We start from the raw sequence: 22,657 nt of genomic DNA, 5'->3' as shown, positions 1-22,657 counted from the left end.
CATAAACCTCCATTGAAGTTTTAATTATAGTACTTCTCATTCTATTTTTTTCTTCCGCCATTGTCAATAAATAAACCTTACAATCCGTATCTTTATTTATATGCATTATCTATCTTTAGAATGCAAGTTACTTCTCCGCCTCTCTCTCTCCCCTTTATACTTTCTCCATCCAACATACGTTAAAGTGAACAAAATAAGTCCTCCAGTAATTGTCATGAACCAAATGAGAGAGGGAGCTATCTCATCTTTTTTTACTGTATGAAATATTTTTTGCAAATCACCTTTAATAATCCCTAGTTGCATTTGTCCACCTTTCGTTTTTAACATAACGTTACGAAATTCATCCAAATAAGATAAATGTGCATTTACACGCTGCGCTTCGTTTTCTGGCAGAGCAATCATTAAACTAGGATAAATAATATTAAATTCATTTAAAAATGTATTTAGCGTCTGTTGGAACTGTCCATCATCGTTTTTTTCCATCGCTTTTTCTACTTGAGAAAAAGCATTCATTATCTTTCTTTCTCTTTCCATCCAAAGTGGCTGATATTTAGATACTTGCGCATCAACAGCAAGTTGTAACGCTAACATATTATCAACTTTAACTTGCCTATCTAAATCTTCCGAGAGAGCTTGTTTCGCCTTATCGTATGCTAAAGAAACGACTCTAATTTGTCCCGGATTTACTTTTGAATTATTTTCATTCTCCTTTGATAGAAACTGCTCTGAGAAATGGTGCAGTACTTGTATTGCCTTCTCATCTTCTTTTTTCTTCACTAACTGTAAAGAGTCATCTAGCAATCCAGTTAGTTCATTCCACTCTTCAGCATATATACGTACTGGAAACATTATAATTAGAAATGCTATCAGTCCAATTAATGTTCTCTTCATCCCGGTCCCCCCTATAACTACTAGTACAAAATATGTGGAATTGGACAAGAATAGAACAGAACACAACCAAAAAATATATTATCTCTATGAAAACAAAAAAATTCTCTTTAAACAGAGAATTTTTTCTTTGAAACCCTTTTCTTTTTCACTAAATATTTATATACACCGTAACAAATTATGCTACCACCTAAAATCAATAATAAAATAACACATGCAGCATGCAGAAAGAATTCTTCCGGTAACATTAAAATAACCGGATCTGTTTCAATATCAAACATCCAATAATCATTGCTAAATAAAAGCTTATGAAATAATACGAAACTCTTTTCAAAATTAATAGCAATTGGTAACGTAAGAGCTATTGGAAAAATAATTGTAAGAATCGCTCCGTGAAGTAAAAACTTTTCTTTTTTCTTTTTTAATAAATACGCCCCTCCTAATACAGCAATTACAATCGTTCCATACATTATATATTGAATCTTTACTAAAATATTTTTAACATCTACAAAATGAATGCGTCCATTTGTGGACATATCTAATGTTGGCAATTGTAATGCACCTTCATAAAACGGCGATAAATATGTAATAAGCACATCATAGTTTCTCTTAATTTCATCTTTCGTCATATCCGCTAAATCTGGAATATTTAAAAAATCAATTTCAAAATAATACAACGATTTCCCATATACAACTACCGTTGTCGCGAGAGCGAAAACAGAAAATGCTATGCTATAGGAAACTACTAAAGTGATCAATCGATCCCATATGTTTATACCACTCTTATTTTTCTTCATTTTCTCCCCCTAAATGTCCTCACCATCATAAAGAAAACTGTTTTCGGTTCTCACGTAAGCAATAATAATAATATGTAATACACAGTACAGCAATACTTAACCAAAACGTAAAATAACCAATTTTCTCTACAAACAAATGCATAATCCCATATCTCGGCATTTGCCAAAATAAATAATCAATTGCATCATTATGTAATGTCCATATGCCAGCTACAGTGAAGTGCCATTTTTTTATCCGATAAAACGGAGCATATAACATTCCCTGCACCGCCATCGCAAAATGAGATAACATTAACATATATCCCATAAGGCCAATAGGACCTTTTACATAAATCGTAATTGCATTTACAACAACAGCCCAAACACCATATTTTATTAAAGTAACTATCGCTAACGCTTCTATTAACCCCCAGTTCTTCTTCATCAAAAAAGCAATTAAAACAAAGACAAAAAAGAGAGTCGCCATAGGGCTATCTGGTACAAACGGCCAAAATATAGGTGAGGTTTCTTTTAATTGATTTCCATACCATATGAATCCGTAAATTGTACCTAATATGTTAACAACCAATAAAAATAATAGTACCGAACGTTGCCTTAACATTGCATACAAGTAAACCAAGCTGTATGTCCAACACCTTTCAAACAAAGTAATTCTTTCATCGAACTCTACTCTATTATATAGCAAACTTTCCGTCATCAAAATAAAAAGCTGACTACAGATTTTGTAGTCAGCTTTTCTATTATTTTTTATTATACTTTGCAACGAATTCCGAAAGCTTTTTCAGTTCCTCATCTGTACCTTTAAATACACCTTTAGGCATTGAACCTTTTCCATCTTTCGCAATTTTAGCGATTTCTTCTGACTTTAAAGTTAAGTTTTGCAAAGCCGGTGCTGCCGCCCCGCCCTGTAAATTGTCACCATGACATGTTAAACAAGTATTTTTTTGCATCAACTTGTAGCCTTCATCATTTTTATCAACTGGTGCTGTTTTTACAATTGCTCCTTGTTTTTTTGCAGCTTCCCAATCGTGATGTGCTACAGATTCCCAAGTTAAAAAAATAATCGATGCAATTGCTAAAAGCATAAACCCCGTTGCTACAGGACGCTTCAATGGCGCTCTTTCTGGGCCTCGATCTAGAAACGGAGCTAATAGTAACGCTCCAAACGCAATCCCTGGCATAATAAACGCACCAATTACAGTAAATGAGCCTGAAGCATACGAATACTTTAATAACTGATACAAGAATAAGAAATACCAATCTGGAAGTGGTATATACCCTGCATCTGTAGGATCCGCCATTCTCTCAAGCGGTGACGGATGCGCCACTGTTAAACATAAATAACCGACTAAAAAAACTGCACCAACCATCCATTCTTTTAACAAGAAATTCGGCCAAAACGCTTCTGTTTTCCCTGGATATTCAGAATAATCTTTTGGAATATTTGGTTTCCGGGCTACTGGTACCCGAGAATCTCCTACAAACTTCATCCCTTTGCCGCGATGCATAATCTCCCTCCTTTTGTTCTTTCCCCTTTAATTTAGCAATCTCTTATAGCGGACCGGAAATACCTTGTTTGCGAATCATGATGAAGTGGAAGGCCATTAAACCTAGAAGTGCTGCTGGTAAGAAGAAGACGTGAATAGCAAAGAAGCGAGTTAATGTTTGAGCGCCAACAATTTCGGAATGACCAGCGAGTAATGTTTTAATATAAGGACCAATGAGCGGCGTTTGCTCTGCGATTTGAATCCCTACTTTCGTAGCAAATAACGCTTTCATATCCCACGGTAATAAATATCCGGTAAAACCAAGACCTAACATAACAAAGAAAATAAGAACACCAACAATCCAGTTTAACTCACGAGGCTTTTTATACGCACCTTGGAAGAAAACTCTGAGTGTATGTAAAAACATCATTACAATTACGAGACTGGCACCCCAGTGGTGCATACCACGAACAATTTGTCCGTATGCAACTTCATTTTGTAAATAATAAACCGATTCCCAAGCATTTTTAATATCAGGCACATAATACATTGTCAAAAACATTCCAGATAAAATTTGAATTACAGTAACGAAAAAGGTAAGCCCTCCAAAGCAATAGACGAATGCAGAAAAGTGATGTGCCGGGTTTACATGTTCAGGTACTTCATGATCAGCGATATCGCGCCATATTGGTGTAATATCTAACCGCTCGTCTACCCAATCATAAATTTTATTTAGCATCTACTTTGCACCCCCTCTTGGCTTCGCTTTTCCTAAATACAATGTTCCATCTTTCACTTTAGACTCGTACACATCAAGCGGAGCAAGGGGCGGTGTGCCTTTAATGTTAACCCCATCTTTTGTGTAACGCCCCCCGTGACACGGGCAAAAGAATTGATTCGGATGTGCTTTGTCTGAATTCCAGTTAACTGTACATCCTAAATGTTTACATACTGGAGAGAACGCAACAATGTCTCCGCTTTCATCTTTATGAACCCAAGCTGATTTTGGCTCGTCAGACTTGTACCAACCATCAACCTGCTTCACCTTAAAGTCGAAACGCTTCGGTTCTGTTGTAATATCCTTCACTTGTGCAACAGCAACCATATCTGTTCCCGCTTCTTTTCTTAACACCGGATCAAGCGCAAACCGCGTCATCGGCATTAAAATACCCGCCGCCATAAAGCCTCCTACCCCTGTAAGTGTGTAATTTAAAAACTGTCTTCTTGACACACGATGTTCTTTCTCGCTCACGAAAATTTCCCCCCTCTATCAGAAATTGTCCCCTCGTGAAAAAATTATATAAAAAATAAATACTAGGACACTATCATGATATAATACCCTCTTGTATAGGTCAATATCATACTACTCATAATAATAAGAACTTTCTGTTTATTATTACCTTATCCATCTTTCTTCCAACATTACCATAATATTTTTTATGTGAGCACGAATAACTTCCCTTTTCGCTTGATCACTAAATTGCTCTAATGATAACGATGGAAACCAAAATAAATCACCCTGCAACTCTTGCATATCTTCTTTCCATGAAAAATCACTTGTCACATAGGCAATATGCTTAAAACCTTGCCTTTGCAAATGATCTGTCCATTCTTGCAAACGGTCTTTTTCATTTTTTTGGCTCTCTACCAAATACGTAAATGCGGGCAGTAAAAGCACTCTTCCTTTATACTCCCTTTCCAACTCCATACTCAAAGCCTCAATAAATTCACCTTGCTCTACAACCATTTTCATTTCTTTTGCTGCCGAAATAGACAAAAGGGGTATAATCCCTGTATCTACATACTCCCTCGCTTGCTCAAACTGTTCTACATCTTTTACAATCCATTTCACCTTTTCTCCCCTCCTCCATTCGAAATAACAGAACTTTCACTTTATATATATTAAACCATACTAAAAGAGGTAAAAAAAGAAAAACTACCTATTATTAAGTAGTTTTTCTTAAAAAGTCTGAATTTCGTAAAGATTACATAATCAAAATGAATTCTATAAAATTTTCAACTCTGCTGTTAACCTATGAAATGCTTCCTCATCTCGCTTATCCAAAGCTTCATCAATTTGTTTCAAAAGACGCGCTCTTCTAAATGAGAATACACTTTCTTCTAAAAATCGTTCTGCAAGCAATCGATCTTTTTCATTCACTTCAATATGCTTTGGCAAATATGGGTTTTCTTCTAATACAGCTACATAGTTTGCATTTTGGAACGATGATTTAAAATTAAGCTGAATATAAATATCCTCATCTCGATTCAAACGAATATCATGAAACGACTTTTCTGCATCTGTTGTCATTACATTTTGTTTAAAAAAGTGAAACGGTGTGTCTTTCACACAATTTGCTGACATTACTAAGCCACGCGGACAATATTTTGCATGTTCTACGAAGTGGACTTTATGCATTAATTGATCGTGACTCATTAAATAATTCAAAATCCATACACATTCACGCTGTTTCAGTTGGTAATTATTTAAAAACCATTTTACAAAATCCTTCTTCTCGTTTACAGAAACAGGGGTATTCATAGCGATTAAGTCCCTCCTCTGTCTTTCTCTTTTCTTTTTAGATTCAAGAAGCGGCATTCAGTTTCCTTCCAACTTACGAAAAATCCTCTAAATTATATAACAATTCTTCAATATGAATTTGTGTCGGGTCTAGTTGTATTAACTGCGTAAATACTTCTTTCGCCTCTTTTCGCATTCCTTCTTCTAATAAGAAATAACCGTACTCTTCCAAGAAATCTGGATGATTCTTAAAAGAAGTATATGCACTTTCATAGTGTTTTAATGCATCCGAATACATTTCTAATTGTTTTTTTGCAAATGCAAGATCCCAAAGTAGTTGTGTATCTGGTTCTCCACTGTCAATTGTACGCTCTACAACTGCAATTAGCTCTTCATATTTCTCTTGTTCTTTTAAGATATACGCATATTTTAATGTCGCACCTAAATGTCCCGGATCTAGCTCCAGCGCTTTTTGAAGCAATTCTTCTGCCTCCGCTATGTTACTTAATTTCGCCGCAATATTCGCTAATTCTACATAGAAAGGAACAGAAAGCTCATCTACTTTAATTCCTTCTTGAAGTGTTTCATAGCTTTCTTGAAGCATGCCTTCTTTTTCATAGCTTTTCGCTAAATACATGTATAACGATGCGTACTCAGGATCTAATTCTTTTAATTCTTGCCAAGCACCAATTGCTCTTTGATATTCTTCTCCTTGATATAATGTGAAGGCATATCCAAATAATGAGTGAATATCTTTTTGCTCTTCTAACCCCGCTTCATAGTAAGAGGTTGCCTCTTCCCAGTTTCCAATAGCACTTAAAGTTTCTGCGAGACGAAGTGCAATGACAACACCACCCATTACTTTATGTTCCGCTAATAGCGACTCGTAATAAGTAATTGCCTTTTGTTCTTCACCTTTACTACTATATAATTCTGCTAATCCAAACGTAATAACAGGTTCGTCAGGCATCAATTCTTTCGCCTTTAATAGTTTTTGCTCTGCTACATCATCAAAACCTTGCATTTGGAATAAATCTGCAACAAGTAATAGCGATTGAACATATAGATCATCATTTTCTGGAATATCATGAAGCACTTCAATCGCTTCATCTTCTTTATCTAAATCAATATATAATTCTGCTAAAAATACCGTAAATTCACTTTCTTCCGGATATAGCAAGCGTAAGTCTTCAGTAATTGCTAACGCCTCATCCATAAACCCAAGTGTATGATAGTAACGAGCGATATCATACTTCTCTTCATCATTAGCAACTCGTAGTTGTTCTTTTAATAATTGTAATCCTTTTTCTGCTTCACCGTTCTCAATATAAGAAACAGCTTGTTCAAACTTTTGCATAAACGTCTCCTTTAATTCAAAAAATATTCTCTTCTGTTCATTTATCATAAGCAACTAGGTGTAAGAACGCAACCTTTTGAGTAAACTGCCTCTTCCTATACCTTATAGCTCAGCTAATTGTTCGAAAAATTTCGGATACGATACAGCGACCGCATCACTATTCTCTATTTTCACTTCTCCATCTATAATACACGATGCGATTGCAAGCATCATCCCAATACGATGATCGCCGTGACTATTAACAGTATTTCCATTTAAACTTTGTTTACCATATATAATCATACCATCTGGTGTAGCTTCAATCTTCGCACCTAATTTGCCTAATTCATCTACAACCGTATCGATACGATTTGTTTCTTTTACTTTTAACTCCTCAGCGTTTTTAATAACAGTAATTCCTTCTGCCTGCGTTGCCAATAAAGCAATTACAGGAATTTCATCAATTAATCTTGGAATAAGTGTTCCAGCAATTTCTATTCCTTTTAGTTTAGATGTTTCAATCGTAATATCCCCGCACGGTTCAAACTCTTCATTTCTAATATGATCGATAGAAATAAGTGCACCCATCTTTGTTAATACATCTAAAATCCCTGTTCTCGTCGGATTTAAACCAACGTTTTCCAATACAAGCTTACTGTTTTGGACAATTGCACCAGCTACTAAGAAAAATGCCGCCGAAGAAATATCTCCTGGAACTTCTATGTCTGCACCTTTAAGTTGTTGTCCACCTTGTAATGAAACGGTCCGTCCATTAACATCTACGGTACAACCGAATGCACGTAACATTCTTTCCGTATGATCACGAGAGTGCACAGGCTCTGTTACCGTAGTTACACCTTCCCCTTGCAAACCCGCAAGTAAAACTGCTGACTTCACTTGTGCACTTGCTACTGGTGAATGGTAATGCATACCTTTTACCTTACCACCGCGAATAGATAAAGGTGTATATTGTCCGTTTTCTCTACCATCAATTTGAGCATTCATCTTACTAAGCGGGTCTGTAACACGTTTCATAGGACGTTTTCCAATTGATGCATCACCAATTATCATACTATGGAACGGCGTATTTGCTAAAATCCCAAGCATAAGACGAATAGTCGTCCCTGAATTCCCCACATCTAATACTTCTTTCGTTTCTTGTAAATTATGTAATCCTTTACCGTAAATCGTGACATCGTTACCACTCTGTTCAATCTTGACACCTAGTTTTTGAAAACATGCAATTGTACTTAAACAATCTTCTCCTAATAAAAAATTTGATACTTTCGTCGTCCCTTCTGCTATCGCTCCAAACATAACAGAGCGATGCGAAATAGATTTATCTCCTGGAACAACAATTTTCCCATTCAAACTATTTTTTCGTCCTACTAGTTTCAAACTGTATCCTCCTCACATTTTAAATAAGTTACATGTACAATATTTCCTCTTATACGTCTACTTCTATTGTAACGTTTTCTTTCTTGAACGTGCAAACAACTCCCCTTATTGCAATTCAAATGAAAAAGGCTCCTGTAACAGGAGCCTTCACTATTTCTTAAGAATACGTTTCTTCTTTCTTCACTTGTTCTTTTACAAGTTCCGTAAGTAATTCAATAATCTCATCATTTTCTTCTTTTAATCCAACAGTAATACGAATACCATCATGCATACCAAATGCTGCACCAGAACGAACGATATATCCTTTTTTCATTAATCGTTCGAAAGCTTCATTACCAGGTATACCGAGTTTCAAGAAAATGAAATTCGTTTGAGATGGATAGTAGAATACGTTATATTCCTTACAAAATGCATAATATTGATTTAATCCTTCGGCATTTTTCTTCACACACTCTTGTAAAAACTGTTGATCCTCTATTGCCGCTAATGCTACCGCTTGGGCGATAGTTGATGTGTTAAATGGTAGTCTCGCTACTTCTAGCTGCCCAATAAGCTTTGCATCCCCAATCGCATATCCAATACGAAAAGCAGCTAATCCATATGCTTTTGAGAATGTGCGTAGCACCATAAGATTTTCGTACTTTTCAAGAAGAGGTAATGTTTGCGGATAATCTTCTGCCCCAGCATATTCATAATATGCTTCGTCCATAATAACGAGCGCTGACTTTGGAACTGATTCTAAAAATGAAAGTAATTTTTGTTTTTCTACATATGTACCTGTCGGATTATTCGGATTACAAATCCATACAATCTTCGTTTTCTCATCTACTTGCTGTAACATTGCATCTAAATTGTGAATACCATTTTCAAGTGGTACTTCCCTAACTTCCGCTCCTTCAATAACAGCATGGTGATAATATTGCGAGAACGTAGGATTCGCCATTACAACATTTGTTCCGTTACGTAGCAAGGCGCGGCTAATCATTTGAATGACTTCATCTAACCCACTACCAAATAAAAGTTGTTCCGCTTTTACACCTAAATGCTCTGCTACTTTCTCACGAAGCTCAAAAGCCGCCCCGTCCGGGTAGAGTGCATATTGATTGGCTAACGAAGTTAATGCTTCTGTCACACGCGCAGAGCAGCCAAACGGATTTTCATTCGATGCTAACTTCACAATTTTTGACAATCCATATTCTCTTTTTACTTCCTCAATATTTTTCCCAGGTACATATGCTCTCAAAGTTAACAATTGCTCTTTTACTCTCACTTTTCTTCCCCCAGTCATTGATATGATTTATAATTCCTTACTGTCATCTTTAATCATAACCGTCACCATTACGAGAATACCTTTAAATATGCCTTTCATACCTGTTCTACAACTTTTTTTAGACCATATCCTTTTGAAATGCTTCTAACGCAATATGAACAGTCTCATCTGAAATAGATACGACATTCACTCCCCCATATTCCTGCATAAGCACCATATGAATTGTTCCGGCATTTGCTTTTTTATCTTGTTTCATCAACTGAACGAGACGTTCTACATTCAAGTCGCTTGGCATTTTTGGATAACCGTATTTCAAGAACCACTGCTTCATTTCTTCATAAGAAAGATCAATTTTGTACACTTGCTCACTTAAAAACATGGCAAATAGCATACCAACCGCTACTCCATCACCGTGAGTAATATTTCCATATCCTAACTCTTTTTCAAGAGCATGTCCTAACGTATGCCCAAAATTCAAATGGGCACGTACACCTTTTTCTGTTTCGTCTTGCGACACAATGTTCGCTTTCACAGGAATCGCCTTCGTTAATATGTGAATTAACTTTTCATCACGAAGATCCGTTAATGTTTGCACTTCTTCCTTTAACCAATGATATAGCTCTACATCACCAATAAGTGCATGCTTTATCACTTCTGCATAACCTGATCGCCACTCTTTTTCAGGAAGTGAATGTAAAAATGGCGTATGATACACAACAGCTTCTGGCTGATGGAACGCCCCAATCATATTTTTTCCTAGTGGATGGTTAATTGCTACTTTTCCGCCTACTGCGCTGTCGTGAGCTAACAAGGTTGTTGGAACTTGGACAAAGCGAATACCACGCATAAACGACGCGGCAACAAATCCAGCCAAATCTCCAATCATTCCGCCTCCAAGTGCGATGATTATAGAATTTCTATCTAATTTATTTTCAAGAGCCGAAGTGTGAGCCGCATAAAAATTTTCAAAAGACTTCTCTTTTTCGCCACTCGGTACAACAAACGAAAATACTTTTTGCTCTACTTGCAATGCATCAACAACTGTCTGTAAATGCAGTGATGCAACAACTTCATCAGAAATGATCATTATGTTAGATACAGCAGGATTCATCTTTTGAATAAGCGTTGTTAAATGTGACAACGCCTCCCTTCCAACATGTACATCATATTCTTTTGATTTCGTTTGAATATGTATGTTCTCCATTAAAATCCCCTCGCATATTCATTATGTTTCTCAATATTTTCATGTATAAGATCGATACGATCTAATCCAAATTGTTCAATTAAAGCTGCCGCGAGCTCCCAAGCCACAACAGCTTCAGCCACAACGCTAGCTGCTGGCACTGCACAACTATCTGAACGTTCAATACTCGCTGTAAAAGGTTCTTTCGTATCAATATCAACACTTTGAAGCGGTTTATATAATGTCGGTATCGGTTTCATAACACCGCGCACAACAACCGGCATACCAGTTGTCATGCCACCTTCTAATCCACCTGCATTGTTCGTTTTTCTTCTGTACCCTTGCACTTCATCCCAAAGGATTTCATCATGCACTTCACTTCCTGGTCTATGCGCTGCTTCAAAACCAATTCCAATTTCAACACCTTTAAAAGCGTTAATACTCATAATTGCCGCTGCTAATTTTGCATCTAATTTTCTATCATAATGTACATAGCTACCTACTCCAATTGGCATTCCTTCTACAACTACTTCAACAACACCGCCGATAGAATCACCATTTGCCTTCGCATCATCAATCGCTTGCATCATCTTTTTACCAGCCTTTTCATCTAAACAACGTACAGGAGATGCTTCTGTAGTACTTTGTAATTCCGCAATAGAATTATATTTAATTTCTTCTGCCTGTACACCACCGATCTCGACAACATGTCCCGCTACTTGTATACCTAATTCCGCTAATATTTTTTTTGCAACTGCACCAGCTGCAACACGAACTGTCGTTTCACGTGCTGAAGAACGCTCTAATACATTCCTCATATCTCTGTGACCATATTTAATCGCACCATTTAAATCTGCGTGTCCAGGTCTAGGTTTCGTAACTTGCCTTTTCATTTCTTTCTCTTCCTGCTCAGTTAACGGCTCTGCACCCATAACCTTTGTCCAATGTGTAAAATCACGATTTTCAACAACAAGTGCAATCGGGGACCCCATCGTCTTCCCATGCCTAACACCACTTACAATTTGCACTTGGTCTTTCTCAATTTGCATGCGTCTACCGCGTCCATATCCTTTTTGTCTTCTAGCTAATTCTTCATTTATATCATTCGCTACTAAAGATAATCCTGCCGGAATACCTTCTAAAATTGTCGTAAGTTGCGGACCGTGGGATTCACCAGCTGTAATATATCGCATACGTTATTCCTCTTTTCGCATATGTATTTATCCTGCTACATAAAGTAGCTATATTATCTTCCATTACTCTTTAAAATACAAAGAAATTATATAGTAAATCGAGTGTTTGCTTTCCCTACTTGTAATTGTTCTATTATTTTCATAATAGTAGACCTTTTACTTTACATACCAATATATCATAACAGTCCTAACTTCGTAACTGATCGAAATAAAAAAGTGCAAGAAGAATACCCCTATTCTTCTTGCACTTTTTACTATTATCACAGTTATTAAAGCGTTTACAAATTATTTCAAAATAATTAGTAAATCCATTGATTCATTAATTTTGAGTAGTCTACTAATTCTTCTTCCTTAAAGAAAATAGCAATCTCGCGCTCTGCACTTTCTAAAGAATCCGAACCGTGGATTATGTTTTTCGCAACAGTTACACCGAAATCTCCGCGAATTGTTCCCATATCAGCTTCATGTGGTCGTGTTTTACCCATCATATTGCGTGCTGTATCTACTACATTTTCACCTTGCCATACCATTGCGAATACAGGGCCAGATGTAATAAAGTCTACTAATTCACCAAAGAAAGGTCTTTCTTTATGCTCACCGTAGTGTTGTTCAGCAATTTTCGGAGTAACTTGCATTAATTTTGCACCAACTAATTGAAAGCCCTTTTTCTCAAAACGAGCTACAATTTCCCCAATGAAGGCACGTTGTACACCGTCTGGTTTTACCATTAGAAATGTTTTTTCCATAAAAAATCTCTCCACTTCTGAATTATGTATGTAATTGTATATCCCCACACACATATTAACACCCTTATCACAATTGTGCAATAGTTTTGAAATAGAGAGATTATTTTATTTTTTAGAAAAATCACTAAAATTTTCGTTTTCCAATATACTTTGCAACATTTTGCAACGCGTACTTCGCCTGTCCACGAGGGAGTGGTTTTATTATTTCTAATGCTTTATGTAAATAACGTTCACTAAACGAAAATGCTTTATCAATAGCTTCGCTCGCTTTAATATCATCAATAATTTCTTTCATTTCACTTGCTGTTGTATTTTCATGCACAGATGTAATTTTCTGACGAAGAACTGGATCTTCCATGGCATACAAAACAGGTAATGTAATGTTACCTTGTAATAAATCACCACCAGCAGGCTTTCCAAGCTTCTCTTCTGTCGATACGAAATCTAAAATATCATCAATAATTTGATAAGACATACCAACAAAATATCCATACCAAAATAGACGATTTACAGTATCACGATTAGCACCAGCAGCAATCGCTCCCAACTGACAACTCGCGGCGATTAACAATGCTGTTTTTCGTTTTATCCTTCTTAAATACGTTCTTAAATTTTGATCATAGTTATACTTATCTTTAATTTGTTCGATTTCACCTTTACAAACTTCTAAAATTGTATGAGACAACGCTTGATGTGCATCTGGAATTTCTATATTTGTTATACATTCAAGAGACTTCGCAAACAAGTAGTCTCCTGTATACATTGCAATACGATCTCCCCATTTCGCATTCACTGTTGCGCTACCGCGTCGTACAAACGCAGCATCAATGACATCATCGTGAACAAGCGAAGCCATATGAATAAGTTCTAATGCAACCGCAACATGCTTAATTGCATCTAACTTATAATCCCCAAATTTCCCTGCAAGCAAAACAAAAACAGGGCGAATCCGCTTCCCACCTGCTTCAATAAGCTGTAATGCCGCTTCTTCTACTAACGGCTGCTCAGAAGCAACTGTCTTCTTCAATTCTTTTTCTATAACATTAATATCCGATCGTAAAAAAGAGTACATAAGTTGTAACTTCATATTGTTCACCTTAACCTAAAACGTCTTTTTTCTTTTTTCTATTTTGATTCTGGTTTAATACCTAAATGCATAGCTGCTACACCAAAAGTAAATGGTTTCACTTGCACATTCTTAAGCCCAGCTTCTTCAAACATATTTGCTAACTCTTTCATCCCTGGGAATGTACTAGCAGATTCCTGAAGCCATGAATATTCTTTATAACTTTTCGCAAACATCTTTCCAAATAACGGCATGATATATTTAAAGTATAAGACATATCCTTGACGAAAACCTATCATCGTTGGTTGGGATGTTTCCAGGCAAATTACTTTTCCACCAGGCTTTACTACACGCGTCATTTCTTTTAATACTTGCATGTAATCCGGAACGTTACGTAACCCAAAACCAATCGTTACATAATCAAACGTATTATCTTCATAAGGAAGTTCCATTGCATTTCCATGCATAAGTTCTACTTGCTTTAATTCTAAAGCTTCTACCTTTTGTTTACCGACAGCTAGCATATTTTCACTAAAGTCTAAACCGTAAACCTTCCCATCTTCACCTACAGCTCCCGCTAGTGCAATTGTCCAATCTGCCGTCCCGCAGCATACATCAAGTGCCTTACTCCCAGGTTTCACATCCATAATTCGCATCGTTTCTTTGCGCCATGCCTTATGCCTTTGAAAACTAATTACAGAATTCATCACATCGTATTTATCAGAAATTTTCTCAAATACGTCATGTACTCTTTCTTCTTTTGATTGTTGCATGCTCGTACCTTCTTCCAATGTAAAGTTGCTTATGTCCTTGATTTATCTCTTAACATAGAAATTATCTCATTAACTTCTGTATGATTCTCTAAAAAATTTTCTTCCTGCTTTCTCATTTCCATAAGCCATTCATTAATAACTGTTTCTAGATTTTTATCGTCATCCAATGAGATTTGTTGGACCGCTTGAAAAACAGGTGAATTTTGTTTATCAGCATACAATTGACACTCTTTTTGAAGACGATTTTTCCCTAACACATAAGTTATATATGGTTTCCAATTAGATAAATGAAAATGATCACATGTTTTTTGTAAAAGCGCAGATTCAATTATTACTACACTTTCCATTATATCTTGAATCGCCACATGTGCTTTTTGATATAGCATAATTTTATGTTCATTAATCTCCTTAATTCCTTCAGCAAGTGCACGAATTAAGATAATATCACAATTCATTGACAATAAGTAATAGTATAGACCACTATAATAATCCCCTGCAAGAACTGTCAATTGACGACGTTTATGGAATCCACTCGTCTCTTCGTTTGCTTTATTCGATACTTTTTCATGTGTATCAAGAGCAATTTGTACAAGCATAATCGTTACTACGTAATGATCAATTTGTTCTTTATGTATATTTGCACTTTTTAATGCACCGTATAACAGCGCTATTTTTTCTTCATCAATAAATGGTTCTTCAATATAGTTTATAAAATAAGGATGGCGTAATTTCTCCATCAATTTCTCTTTAATACCCGCATACCCTCCGTAGATGTCACACACAAAAAATCACCCTTGTTTTCTAATTCATAAAATTTATTATAACACATACATTCTATTTTCTATAATCAAAACTTGGCTACTTCTGCCAAACTGCCACTGAATAAAGCCTCAACTTTCATTCATACGAGTTATCTTCGTCTCTAACAACTACAAACATTCATTTCCACAAAAGGCAGAAGTAATTTCCAACCTTTATATTCTTTCTCTTTAACACTAAAACTATATCATTTTTTTGTATATAAAAAAAAGAAAAGCAGTTTCCCGCTTTTCTTTACTTCGTCTTAATAAACGATAAAATTTCACTACGTGCTGCTGCATCATTTTCTAACACGCCGCGCACCGCAGTCGTTATTGTTTTCGCACCAGGCTTTTTCACACCACGCATCGTCATACACATATGCTCTGCTTCTACTACTACCATTACACCATGCGGCTCTAGTACTTCCATAATAGAGTTAGCTACTGTTGATGTAATTCGTTCCTGTAGTTGTGGGCGACGCGCAATTGTGTCTACAGTACGAGCTAATTTACTTAGTCCTGTTACTTTTCCACCTTGCGGAATATATGCAACATGAGCAACTCCATAAAACGGAACAAGATGATGCTCACACATCGAATAGAATGGTATATCTTTTACTAGTACAAGCTCTTCGTGGTCTTCTCCGAATACTTTGTGTAAATGCTCTTTCGGATCCTCATGCATCCCTGAGAATACTTCTGCGTACATTTTCGCAACACGTTTTGGTGTATCAAGTACTCCCTCGCGATTTGGGTCATCTCCGATTGCCTCTAAAATAAGACGTACTGCATGTTCAATTTGTTCTAAATTAACTTTTGCCATCCGCTAGCCCTCCCGAAAAACCTAAAAGTGATACGAACACATTCTAGCATATTTATGTTTTTAAAAGCAAAAAGAAGAGTTTCCAAAAAGGAAACTCTTCTTCCCTGTTAATATGTAAGGATTATTTAACCGCATCTTTTAACGCTTTACCAGGTTTGAATGCAGGTACTTTACTTGCAGCGATTTCAATCTCCTCACCTGTTTGTGGGTTACGACCTTTACGAGCCGCACGCTCACGAACTTCGAAGTTACCGAATCCGATTAGTTGTACTTTATCACCTTGTTTTAAAGCTTCTAAGATAGAATCAAAAACAGCGTCCACTGCTTTTGTTGCGTCCTTTTTAGAAAGGGAACTTGCTTCTGCAACAGCATTGATTAAATCTGTCTTGTTCATGCCATTCACCTCCTCCCAAAGATAAGACTGTATAATGATCATAAAATGAGTCTTACTTTCATTTGTAGGCAATTTTTGCAAATTCTATACTACAAAGATGTAGATAAATCATTATCAACGCCTATATTATACGATTCTCCTTTATAATTCAATATTTTTAAGGAAATTGTTACTCTTAAAATGTGAAATTCTGATGAAACTTGACAATTTACAACAAAATATTAGATAATAGCTGTTTATTTTCCTATTACGTACTCAAAAAGAAAAAAAATCCCTCTGCAATTAGAGGGATTTTTTTCTTATAATATAATCGCAATTAATCCGCCAGATCCTTCATTAATAATTCTTTCTAGCGTTTCTTTTAATTTATAACGAGCATTTTCTGGCATTAGAGATAACTTCGCTTGAATTCCTTCTCTAACAATAGAGCTAAGAGAGCGCCCAAATATATCAGAATTCCAAATTGATAGCGGGTCATCTTCAAAATCTTGCATCAAGTAACGAACTAGTTCTTCACTTTGTTTTTCAGTACCGATAATTGGTTCAAATGTTGATTCTACATCCACTTTAATCATATGAATAGACGGCGCAACCGCTTTTAATTTAACACCGAACCTTGAACCGTGACGAATAATTTCCGGTTCATCTAAGCTCATATCAGCTAATGCAGGCGCTGCTACTCCATATCCGGTTTGTTTTACCATACGCAGGGCATCCGCCACTTGGTCATACTCTGTTTTCGCATGAGATAAATCAAGCATAAGCTTTAATAAATGATCTTTCCCTCGAATCTCTACTCCTACCACTTCTTTTAAAATTTGATCATACAATTCATCTGGCGCATATAAATCAATCTCTGCCACACCTTGCCCCATATCGATGCCAGCTAGACTTGCTCGATCAATAAATTCATATTGACTAAACTGCCAAACGACACGGTCCACATCACGAAGACGTTTTATATCCTTTACAGTCTCTTGAACCGCTTCCTGATAACTTTGGCGTAACCAATGCCCTTCATTTAGCACCATTACCCAGCTCGGAAGGTTTACATTCACTTCTAAAACCGGGAACTCGAATAACGCTTCTCGAAGTACGTTATACACATCTGTTTCTCTTAAACTCTCTACACTCATCGCAATTACTGGGATATCATATTCTTCTGATAAACTTTGACGTAACTGCTCCGTATCTGGATGATATGGCTGTACAGTATTGATAATCATAATGAAAGGCTTTCCTACTTCTTTTAACTCATTTACAACGCGTTCTTCTGCCTCTATATAATCTCTTCTTGGAATTTCACCAATTGTTCCATCTGTTGTAATAACGACACCAATTGTTGAATGCTCTTGAATTACTTTACGTGTCCCGATTTCTGCAGCTTCATGGAATGGAATAGGCTCTTCATACCAAGGAGTATTAATCATGCGCGGACCATTCTCATCTTCATAGCCTTTTGCTCCTGGAACCGTATATCCAACACAATCTACTAATCGAATATTCACTTCAAGACCTTCATCTACTTCGATAGAAACCGCTTGGTTTGGAACAAACTTCGGTTCCGTCGTCATTATTGTACGACCAGCAGCACTTTGAGGCAGTTCATCCTGCGCTCTTTGACGGTCTGACTCATTTTCAATATTGGGAATAACAACAAGTTCCATAAATTTTTTAATGAATGTTGATTTCCCTGTTCGAACAGCTCCTACAACTCCAAAATAAATATCACCGCCTGTGCGTTCCGCAATATCTTTAAAAATATCTACCTTTTCCAAGTGATTCCCTCCCTCAATATTTTTGGGAATAATTCCACGTTTATAGTCAACTAATACCTTCTCTAACGTTGCCCATAATATCTGATATAATATAATGGTATTCTAGAAGTTCGGACAATATATCATATAATTTTGTCCAATTTCATATGACTATTTAAAAATGCCTTTGTTTGCATCGCAAGTTGTATAACATAAAAAACCTTTCTTCTAGAACTTATTCACTAAAAGAAAGGTTCATGACTTATGATTTTAAAAAAATTGGTTCTCCATTTTTTACTGTGTATGGCAAAGAATATGCAGGAACAAACGGGGAATCCTTCAATAGTAGACTCCGGATATCTTCACCTTCTTTAAATTGTCCTTCATTTTTTTTCAACGCTTCATATAAATCAATTCTATAATCAACAAACAATTCTCCTTTTTCATTGATTACAAGAGGGAGACCTTTTCCTGAGTACGGGCTTGTCACTTGTGGTACATCTTTATATCCTAGTTTTTTGAAGTCTAATTCATAAACACCATCTGTAATCACTTTTTTAAAAGGTGGATATTGATGTTCATCACGATACATCCTTAGCTTCAATGCCACTTCTTGAATTTGTTCCGCCATTCTCACATCAATTAACTTTACCGTCGGATTTTTTTCAACATCTATTAATACATATTGATATACTCCACCACTTTCATACGCATTCCCTGGTGCCTCTTGTATGTACCTTGGAGCAATTTTTTGAAAATCAATTGGATACTTCTGATAAATCGGCGTACTCATATCACGCGTCTTAATTGGTAATAAACCATCCGTTTGCTCCTTATATGTATTAATGGCTTTTTGTACAACTTGCAACTGGTCTTCATAAGGAATAGCACTTTGTTTCATATTTTCTCTTGGATACATACACCCTGTTAAAATGCTCATGCAACAAAATATTAAAATAATATAGATTTTTTTCACTGACAATCACCTTTTCATGCTAATATGGACTGTTCCTTTTGTAACATTTACCGACTACACATCCTTTATTGCTCAATAGGGCCACTAAATACAACAAGAAAAATAACAATTCCCGATACAATCATGAGGGTGTACGCTACTAAAGCTGTAATCCCTTTCAAAAATTTATTCTTCATTTTATGCCTACTTAATAAAATAAAACTTACTGCAAGAAACATAAATCCAATTGCCCCTAAAGCAAACCACATTTTCATAAGCCCTTCCGACATATATACACCCCTTTACTTTCAATCTATTTTTATACTATTTTAACAAATTAAAATCTTTAAACAAATAAAAATCATCATTTTTCCGTGAATTGATGATTTTTATTTAAAATAATAAAACCGAAGCACGAAATAATGCGCTTCGGTTGACCAAATATGCCCTTAACAGCTCTATTCCCATTCTTTCATAACTATCATATGCATTCTCTAAACTCTTTGTTTCTCATAATTTATTTTTTAAACATTTTACTTAAAGAACCAAAATCCGCCGGCATATTATTGTTAATAATCGCTTTCACAATTTGATCCTCTTGCTCTTTTGGCACTTCGCGTCCTGCCATTAGAGCAACTTGATGAATCAATTGGCGAAGCACTGTCTCATCACGTAAGTTCGCATTTTGAACAGACGACGCTAATTTAAAAATATCTTCTTTGTTCACTTTCGCTTCTTTTTCAATGTTATTAAAAATGTTGTTATCCATTCTTTTCACCCTCTCCTCAAGTTACTCTTCATCCTATGCAGAGATGAAAAATTGGTGAAAAGACCCATAAAAAAATAATAAAAAAAAACGATAGAAGTACGAAATATACTTCTACCGCTTTCTTTATAACAAATCAGGTATCGCTTCAACTTCATGTTTTCGAACACGTCCCATCAATGAGCCTACTGCATCTTTCACATTATTCCCATTGAACAGCACGTCATATAAAGCAGCTGTAATCGGCATTTCAACTTCCATTTTCTCTGCCAATTCATGAGCAGCTTTCGTTGTTCTTACACCTTCAACAACCATACCCATACTTTCTAATACTTCTTCTAAAGAGTGCCCTTTTCCAAGCATATTTCCAGCTCGCCAATTTCGGCTATGCACACTTGTACAAGTTACAATTAAGTCTCCCATACCAGTTAGACCCGCAAATGTTAACGGATTTCCGCCCATTTTTCTTCCTAAACGAGCAATCTCTGTTAAACCACGTGTCATTAATGCCGCTTTCGCATTATCACCTAATCCAAGCCCGTCAGTTATCCCCGCAGCTAGTGCAATAATATTTTTTAAAGCACCACCAAGTTCAACTCCAACGATATCTGGGTTTGTATATACACGGAAGTAGCTATTCATAAACAAATCTTGTACTTCCTCAGCCGCTTCCATACGCTTCGCTGCAGATGTAACAGTTGTCGCTTGACGTAAGCCGACTTCTTCGGCATGACTCGGTCCAGACAGTACAACAACATCTTTGATCAAGTTTTCTGGAATTTCTTCCTCAATCACTTCCGAAATACGTTTTGACGTACCTGGTTCGATTCCTTTACTTGCATGAATCCAAGTAATCGGTTCTGTAACAATTTCTTTCATCTCTTGCAATACGTCTCGGTACGCTTTCGTCGGTACTACTAGCAGTACTGTATTTACATCTACTAATGCTTCTTCTAAAGAAGAGTAGGCTACGATTGTGCTTGGCAATGTAATCCCTGGAAGATATCTACTGTTCTCACGCTTCGTATTAATTTCATTCATGAGTTCAGGACGGTTTCCCCAAATACGTACATCATGCCCATTGTCAGCTAATACCATCGCTAACGCTGTTCCCCAGCTACCTGCTCCTATTACTGTGATTTTTGTCATAAAATCACATCCTCTCCATTAGTCTCTTGCTCTAGCGATAATGTGAATCGGCGTTCCTACAAAACCGAACGCTTCACGTAAACGGTTCTTTAAGAAGCGCTCATATGAAAAGTGCATTAATTCTGTATCGTTTACAAATATAACAAATGTTGGTGGTTTTACCGCAACCTGTGTCGCATAGAAGATTTTCAGACGGCTACCATTATGAGTCGGCGTTGGATTCATCGCTACCGCATCCATAATTACATCATTTAATACGTTTGTTTGTACGCGGATGCTATGGCTTTCATTTACTTCATTAATAACTGGTAATAATGTTTGTGTACGTTTTTTCGTTTTCGCAGACAAGAATACAATCGGTGCATACTCTAAAAATTGGAAATGAGCGCGAATGTTTTCTTCAAATGCTTTCATTGTTTTTTCATCTTTTTTCACTGCATCCCATTTGTTTACGACGATAATAACAGCACGTCCTGAATCATGAGCATATCCAGCGATTTTTTTATCCTGTTCAATAATTCCTTCTTCTCCGTCTAAAACGACTAAAACAACGTCAGAACGTTCAATCGCTCTAAGTGCACGAAGTACACTATATTTTTCTGTGCTTTCGTATACTTTCCCTTTTTTACGCATACCAGCTGTATCGATGATTACATAATCTTGACCATCTTTACTATATGGTGTATCAACAGCATCACGTGTCGTTCCCGCTATATTACTTACAATTACACGTTCTTGACCAAGAAGTGCATTTACAAGTGATGATTTCCCTACGTTTGGACGCCCAATTAAAGAGAAACGGATTGTTTCATCGTCATACGCTTCTTCTTCAATCTTTGGAAAATGATTTGCAGCTTCATCTAACAAATCACCAAGTCCTAAACCGTGTGTACCTGAAATCGGGAATGGCTCGCCAAATCCTAATGCATAAAAATCATAAATATCACTACGCATTTCTGGATTATCAACCTTATTTACCGCAAGTACAATTGGTTTTTTAGAACGGTATAAAATTTTAGCAACTTCTTCATCTGCTGCAGTTACACCATCACGACCATTCGTCATAAAAATGATAACATCTGCTTCATCAATCGCTACTTCCGCCTGTTGACGAATTTGTGTCAAGAACGGCTCGTCTCCAATATCAATTCCACCTGTATCAATAATGTTAAACTCATGATTTAACCATTCTCCTGCACTATAAATACGGTCTCGCGTTATACCTGGTATATCTTCTACGATTGAAACTCTTTCTCCAACAATTCTATTGAAAATAGTAGATTTCCCTACGTTCGGGCGGCCTACTATCGCTATTACTGGTTTCGGCATATACTTTCATCCTTTCAACTTGCTTC

Annotated in this window: 25 protein-coding genes; all 25 read right to left on the bottom strand. The window is 36.4% G+C overall.

Annotated elements, in window-relative coordinates:
- Positions 1-105 precede the first annotated feature (105 nt).
- The 25 genes from ypjB to engA all read right to left on the bottom strand — a co-directional run bounded on the left by ypjB (position 106) and on the right by engA (position 22,631).
- The gene (gene ypjB, locus KPL75_RS21770) at positions 106-891 is read right to left on the bottom strand and encodes a sporulation protein YpjB (RefSeq protein WP_219917752.1); all 786 of its coding nucleotides are present in this window, start codon (positions 889-891) and stop codon (positions 106-108) included.
- 107 nt (positions 892-998) lie between these two features.
- Positions 999-1,685, bottom strand: a complete 687-nt coding sequence (locus KPL75_RS21765) for a lipoprotein intramolecular transacylase Lit (RefSeq protein ID WP_219917751.1) — start codon at positions 1,683-1,685, stop codon at positions 999-1,001.
- Between the two features lie 25 nt (positions 1,686-1,710).
- The gene (locus KPL75_RS21760; protein WP_219917750.1) at positions 1,711-2,304 is read right to left on the bottom strand and encodes a lipoprotein heptaprenylglyceryl N-acetyltransferase LhaT; all 594 of its coding nucleotides are present in this window, start codon (positions 2,302-2,304) and stop codon (positions 1,711-1,713) included.
- A gap of 121 nt (positions 2,305-2,425) precedes the next feature.
- A complete protein-coding gene (gene qcrC / locus KPL75_RS21755) occupies positions 2,426-3,193 on the bottom strand; it encodes a menaquinol-cytochrome c reductase cytochrome b/c subunit (protein ID WP_219917749.1) in 768 nt (255 codons plus the stop codon).
- A gap of 43 nt (positions 3,194-3,236) precedes the next feature.
- A complete protein-coding gene (gene qcrB / locus KPL75_RS21750) occupies positions 3,237-3,911 on the bottom strand; it encodes a menaquinol-cytochrome c reductase cytochrome b subunit (protein WP_000932700.1) in 675 nt (224 codons plus the stop codon).
- The gene (qcrA, locus tag KPL75_RS21745) at positions 3,912-4,424 is read right to left on the bottom strand and encodes a menaquinol-cytochrome c reductase iron-sulfur subunit (protein WP_001290417.1); all 513 of its coding nucleotides are present in this window, start codon (positions 4,422-4,424) and stop codon (positions 3,912-3,914) included. It lies immediately after the preceding gene.
- A gap of 144 nt (positions 4,425-4,568) precedes the next feature.
- On the bottom strand, positions 4,569-5,024 hold the full coding sequence (locus KPL75_RS21740; RefSeq protein WP_002158585.1) for a YpiF family protein: 456 nt from the start codon (positions 5,022-5,024) through the stop codon (positions 4,569-4,571).
- A 153-nt stretch (positions 5,025-5,177) separates the two neighbouring features.
- On the bottom strand, positions 5,178-5,714 hold the full coding sequence (locus KPL75_RS21735) for a ReoY family proteolytic degradation factor (RefSeq protein ID WP_219917748.1): 537 nt from the start codon (positions 5,712-5,714) through the stop codon (positions 5,178-5,180).
- Positions 5,715-5,787: 73 nt separating this feature from the next.
- On the bottom strand, positions 5,788-7,050 hold the full coding sequence (locus KPL75_RS21730; RefSeq protein ID WP_219917747.1) for a tetratricopeptide repeat protein: 1,263 nt from the start codon (positions 7,048-7,050) through the stop codon (positions 5,788-5,790).
- Between the two features lie 102 nt (positions 7,051-7,152).
- Positions 7,153-8,427 (bottom strand): 3-phosphoshikimate 1-carboxyvinyltransferase, encoded by a 1,275-nt coding sequence (gene aroA, locus KPL75_RS21725; protein WP_219917746.1) that lies wholly within the window; start codon positions 8,425-8,427, stop codon positions 7,153-7,155.
- 157 nt (positions 8,428-8,584) lie between these two features.
- On the bottom strand, positions 8,585-9,697 hold the full coding sequence (hisC, locus tag KPL75_RS21720; protein WP_219917745.1) for a histidinol-phosphate transaminase: 1,113 nt from the start codon (positions 9,695-9,697) through the stop codon (positions 8,585-8,587).
- Between the two features lie 118 nt (positions 9,698-9,815).
- Positions 9,816-10,901 (bottom strand): 3-dehydroquinate synthase, encoded by a 1,086-nt coding sequence (gene aroB, locus KPL75_RS21715; RefSeq protein ID WP_219917744.1) that lies wholly within the window; start codon positions 10,899-10,901, stop codon positions 9,816-9,818.
- Positions 10,901-12,073 carry a chorismate synthase gene (aroC, locus tag KPL75_RS21710; protein ID WP_219917743.1) on the bottom strand — a complete coding sequence of 391 codons (1,173 nt, stop codon included), beginning with the start codon at positions 12,071-12,073 and terminating at the stop codon, positions 10,901-10,903. Before aroC ends, aroB begins: the two co-directional genes overlap by 1 nt.
- A 299-nt stretch (positions 12,074-12,372) precedes the next feature.
- Positions 12,373-12,819: a nucleoside-diphosphate kinase gene (gene ndk / locus KPL75_RS21705; RefSeq protein ID WP_219917742.1), complete on the bottom strand. Its 447-nt coding sequence runs from the start codon at positions 12,817-12,819 to the stop codon at positions 12,373-12,375.
- Between the two features lie 124 nt (positions 12,820-12,943).
- Positions 12,944-13,906: a heptaprenyl diphosphate synthase component II gene (hepT, locus tag KPL75_RS21700; RefSeq protein WP_128281630.1), complete on the bottom strand. Its 963-nt coding sequence runs from the start codon at positions 13,904-13,906 to the stop codon at positions 12,944-12,946.
- Positions 13,907-13,944: 38 nt separating this feature from the next.
- On the bottom strand, positions 13,945-14,658 hold the full coding sequence (menG, locus tag KPL75_RS21695; protein ID WP_002158591.1) for a 2-heptaprenyl-1,4-naphthoquinone methyltransferase: 714 nt from the start codon (positions 14,656-14,658) through the stop codon (positions 13,945-13,947).
- 29 nt (positions 14,659-14,687) lie between these two features.
- Positions 14,688-15,440, bottom strand: a complete 753-nt coding sequence (locus KPL75_RS21690; RefSeq protein ID WP_219917741.1) for a heptaprenyl diphosphate synthase component 1 — start codon at positions 15,438-15,440, stop codon at positions 14,688-14,690.
- 271 nt (positions 15,441-15,711) lie between these two features.
- Entirely contained in the window at positions 15,712-16,281 is a 570-nt protein-coding gene (gene folE, locus KPL75_RS21685; RefSeq protein WP_001151479.1) for a GTP cyclohydrolase I FolE, read from the bottom strand.
- Between the two features lie 121 nt (positions 16,282-16,402).
- On the bottom strand, positions 16,403-16,675 hold the full coding sequence (locus KPL75_RS21680; RefSeq protein ID WP_001043860.1) for an HU family DNA-binding protein: 273 nt from the start codon (positions 16,673-16,675) through the stop codon (positions 16,403-16,405).
- A 299-nt stretch (positions 16,676-16,974) separates the two neighbouring features.
- Positions 16,975-18,453 (bottom strand): stage IV sporulation protein A, encoded by a 1,479-nt coding sequence (gene spoIVA, locus KPL75_RS21675; protein ID WP_000416521.1) that lies wholly within the window; start codon positions 18,451-18,453, stop codon positions 16,975-16,977.
- A 241-nt stretch (positions 18,454-18,694) separates the two neighbouring features.
- The gene (locus KPL75_RS21670) at positions 18,695-19,408 is read right to left on the bottom strand and encodes a hypothetical protein (RefSeq protein ID WP_219917740.1); all 714 of its coding nucleotides are present in this window, start codon (positions 19,406-19,408) and stop codon (positions 18,695-18,697) included.
- A 65-nt stretch (positions 19,409-19,473) separates the two neighbouring features.
- The gene (locus KPL75_RS21665; RefSeq protein ID WP_002011815.1) at positions 19,474-19,677 is read right to left on the bottom strand and encodes a DUF2768 domain-containing protein; all 204 of its coding nucleotides are present in this window, start codon (positions 19,675-19,677) and stop codon (positions 19,474-19,476) included.
- 227 nt (positions 19,678-19,904) lie between these two features.
- Positions 19,905-20,156, bottom strand: a complete 252-nt coding sequence (locus KPL75_RS21660; protein ID WP_000369753.1) for a stage VI sporulation protein F — start codon at positions 20,154-20,156, stop codon at positions 19,905-19,907.
- 123 nt (positions 20,157-20,279) lie between these two features.
- A complete protein-coding gene (locus KPL75_RS21655; protein WP_105584017.1) occupies positions 20,280-21,302 on the bottom strand; it encodes an NAD(P)H-dependent glycerol-3-phosphate dehydrogenase in 1,023 nt (340 codons plus the stop codon).
- Positions 21,303-21,320: 18 nt separating this feature from the next.
- The gene (gene engA, locus KPL75_RS21650) at positions 21,321-22,631 is read right to left on the bottom strand and encodes a ribosome biogenesis GTPase Der (RefSeq protein WP_002117655.1); all 1,311 of its coding nucleotides are present in this window, start codon (positions 22,629-22,631) and stop codon (positions 21,321-21,323) included.
- Positions 22,632-22,657 lie beyond the last annotated feature (26 nt).

This window comes from Bacillus sp. NP247 (assembly GCF_018966865.1).
Classification (GTDB): Bacteria; Bacillota; Bacilli; order Bacillales; family Bacillaceae_G; genus Bacillus_A.
This window is presented reverse-complemented; position numbering and strand designations above follow the sequence as displayed.

Bases quoted from the DNA above. Each gene is read 5' to 3' on its own strand.
- aroC (WP_219917743.1), bottom strand. From the start codon at position 12,073: ATGCGATATATTACAGCTGGTGAATCCCACGGTCCGCAACTTACGACA.
- KPL75_RS21735 (WP_219917748.1), bottom strand. From the start codon at position 5,714: ATGAATACCCCTGTTTCTGTAAACGAGAAGAAGGATTTTGTAAAATGG.
- qcrC (WP_219917749.1), bottom strand. From the start codon at position 3,193: ATGCATCGCGGCAAAGGGATGAAGTTTGTAGGAGATTCTCGGGTACCA.
- engA (WP_002117655.1), bottom strand. From the start codon at position 22,631: ATGCCGAAACCAGTAATAGCGATAGTAGGCCGCCCGAACGTAGGGAAA.
- qcrB (WP_000932700.1), bottom strand. From the start codon at position 3,911: ATGCTAAATAAAATTTATGATTGGGTAGACGAGCGGTTAGATATTACA.
- folE (WP_001151479.1), bottom strand. From the start codon at position 16,281: ATGGCAAAAGTTAATTTAGAACAAATTGAACATGCAGTACGTCTTATT.
- KPL75_RS21730 (WP_219917747.1), bottom strand. From the start codon at position 7,050: ATGCAAAAGTTTGAACAAGCTGTTTCTTATATTGAGAACGGTGAAGCA.
- hepT (WP_128281630.1), bottom strand. From the start codon at position 13,906: ATGAAGTTACAACTTATGTACTCTTTTTTACGATCGGATATTAATGTT.
- menG (WP_002158591.1), bottom strand. From the start codon at position 14,658: ATGCAACAATCAAAAGAAGAAAGAGTACATGACGTATTTGAGAAAATT.
- ndk (WP_219917742.1), bottom strand. From the start codon at position 12,819: ATGGAAAAAACATTTCTAATGGTAAAACCAGACGGTGTACAACGTGCC.
- KPL75_RS21655 (WP_105584017.1), bottom strand. From the start codon at position 21,302: ATGACAAAAATCACAGTAATAGGAGCAGGTAGCTGGGGAACAGCGTTA.
- KPL75_RS21765 (WP_219917751.1), bottom strand. From the start codon at position 1,685: ATGAAGAAAAATAAGAGTGGTATAAACATATGGGATCGATTGATCACT.
- aroB (WP_219917744.1), bottom strand. From the start codon at position 10,901: ATGGAGAACATACATATTCAAACGAAATCAAAAGAATATGATGTACAT.
- ypjB (WP_219917752.1), bottom strand. From the start codon at position 891: ATGAAGAGAACATTAATTGGACTGATAGCATTTCTAATTATAATGTTT.
- KPL75_RS21680 (WP_001043860.1), bottom strand. From the start codon at position 16,675: ATGAACAAGACAGATTTAATCAATGCTGTTGCAGAAGCAAGTTCCCTT.
- KPL75_RS21660 (WP_000369753.1), bottom strand. From the start codon at position 20,156: ATGGATAACAACATTTTTAATAACATTGAAAAAGAAGCGAAAGTGAAC.
- KPL75_RS21665 (WP_002011815.1), bottom strand. From the start codon at position 19,677: ATGTCGGAAGGGCTTATGAAAATGTGGTTTGCTTTAGGGGCAATTGGA.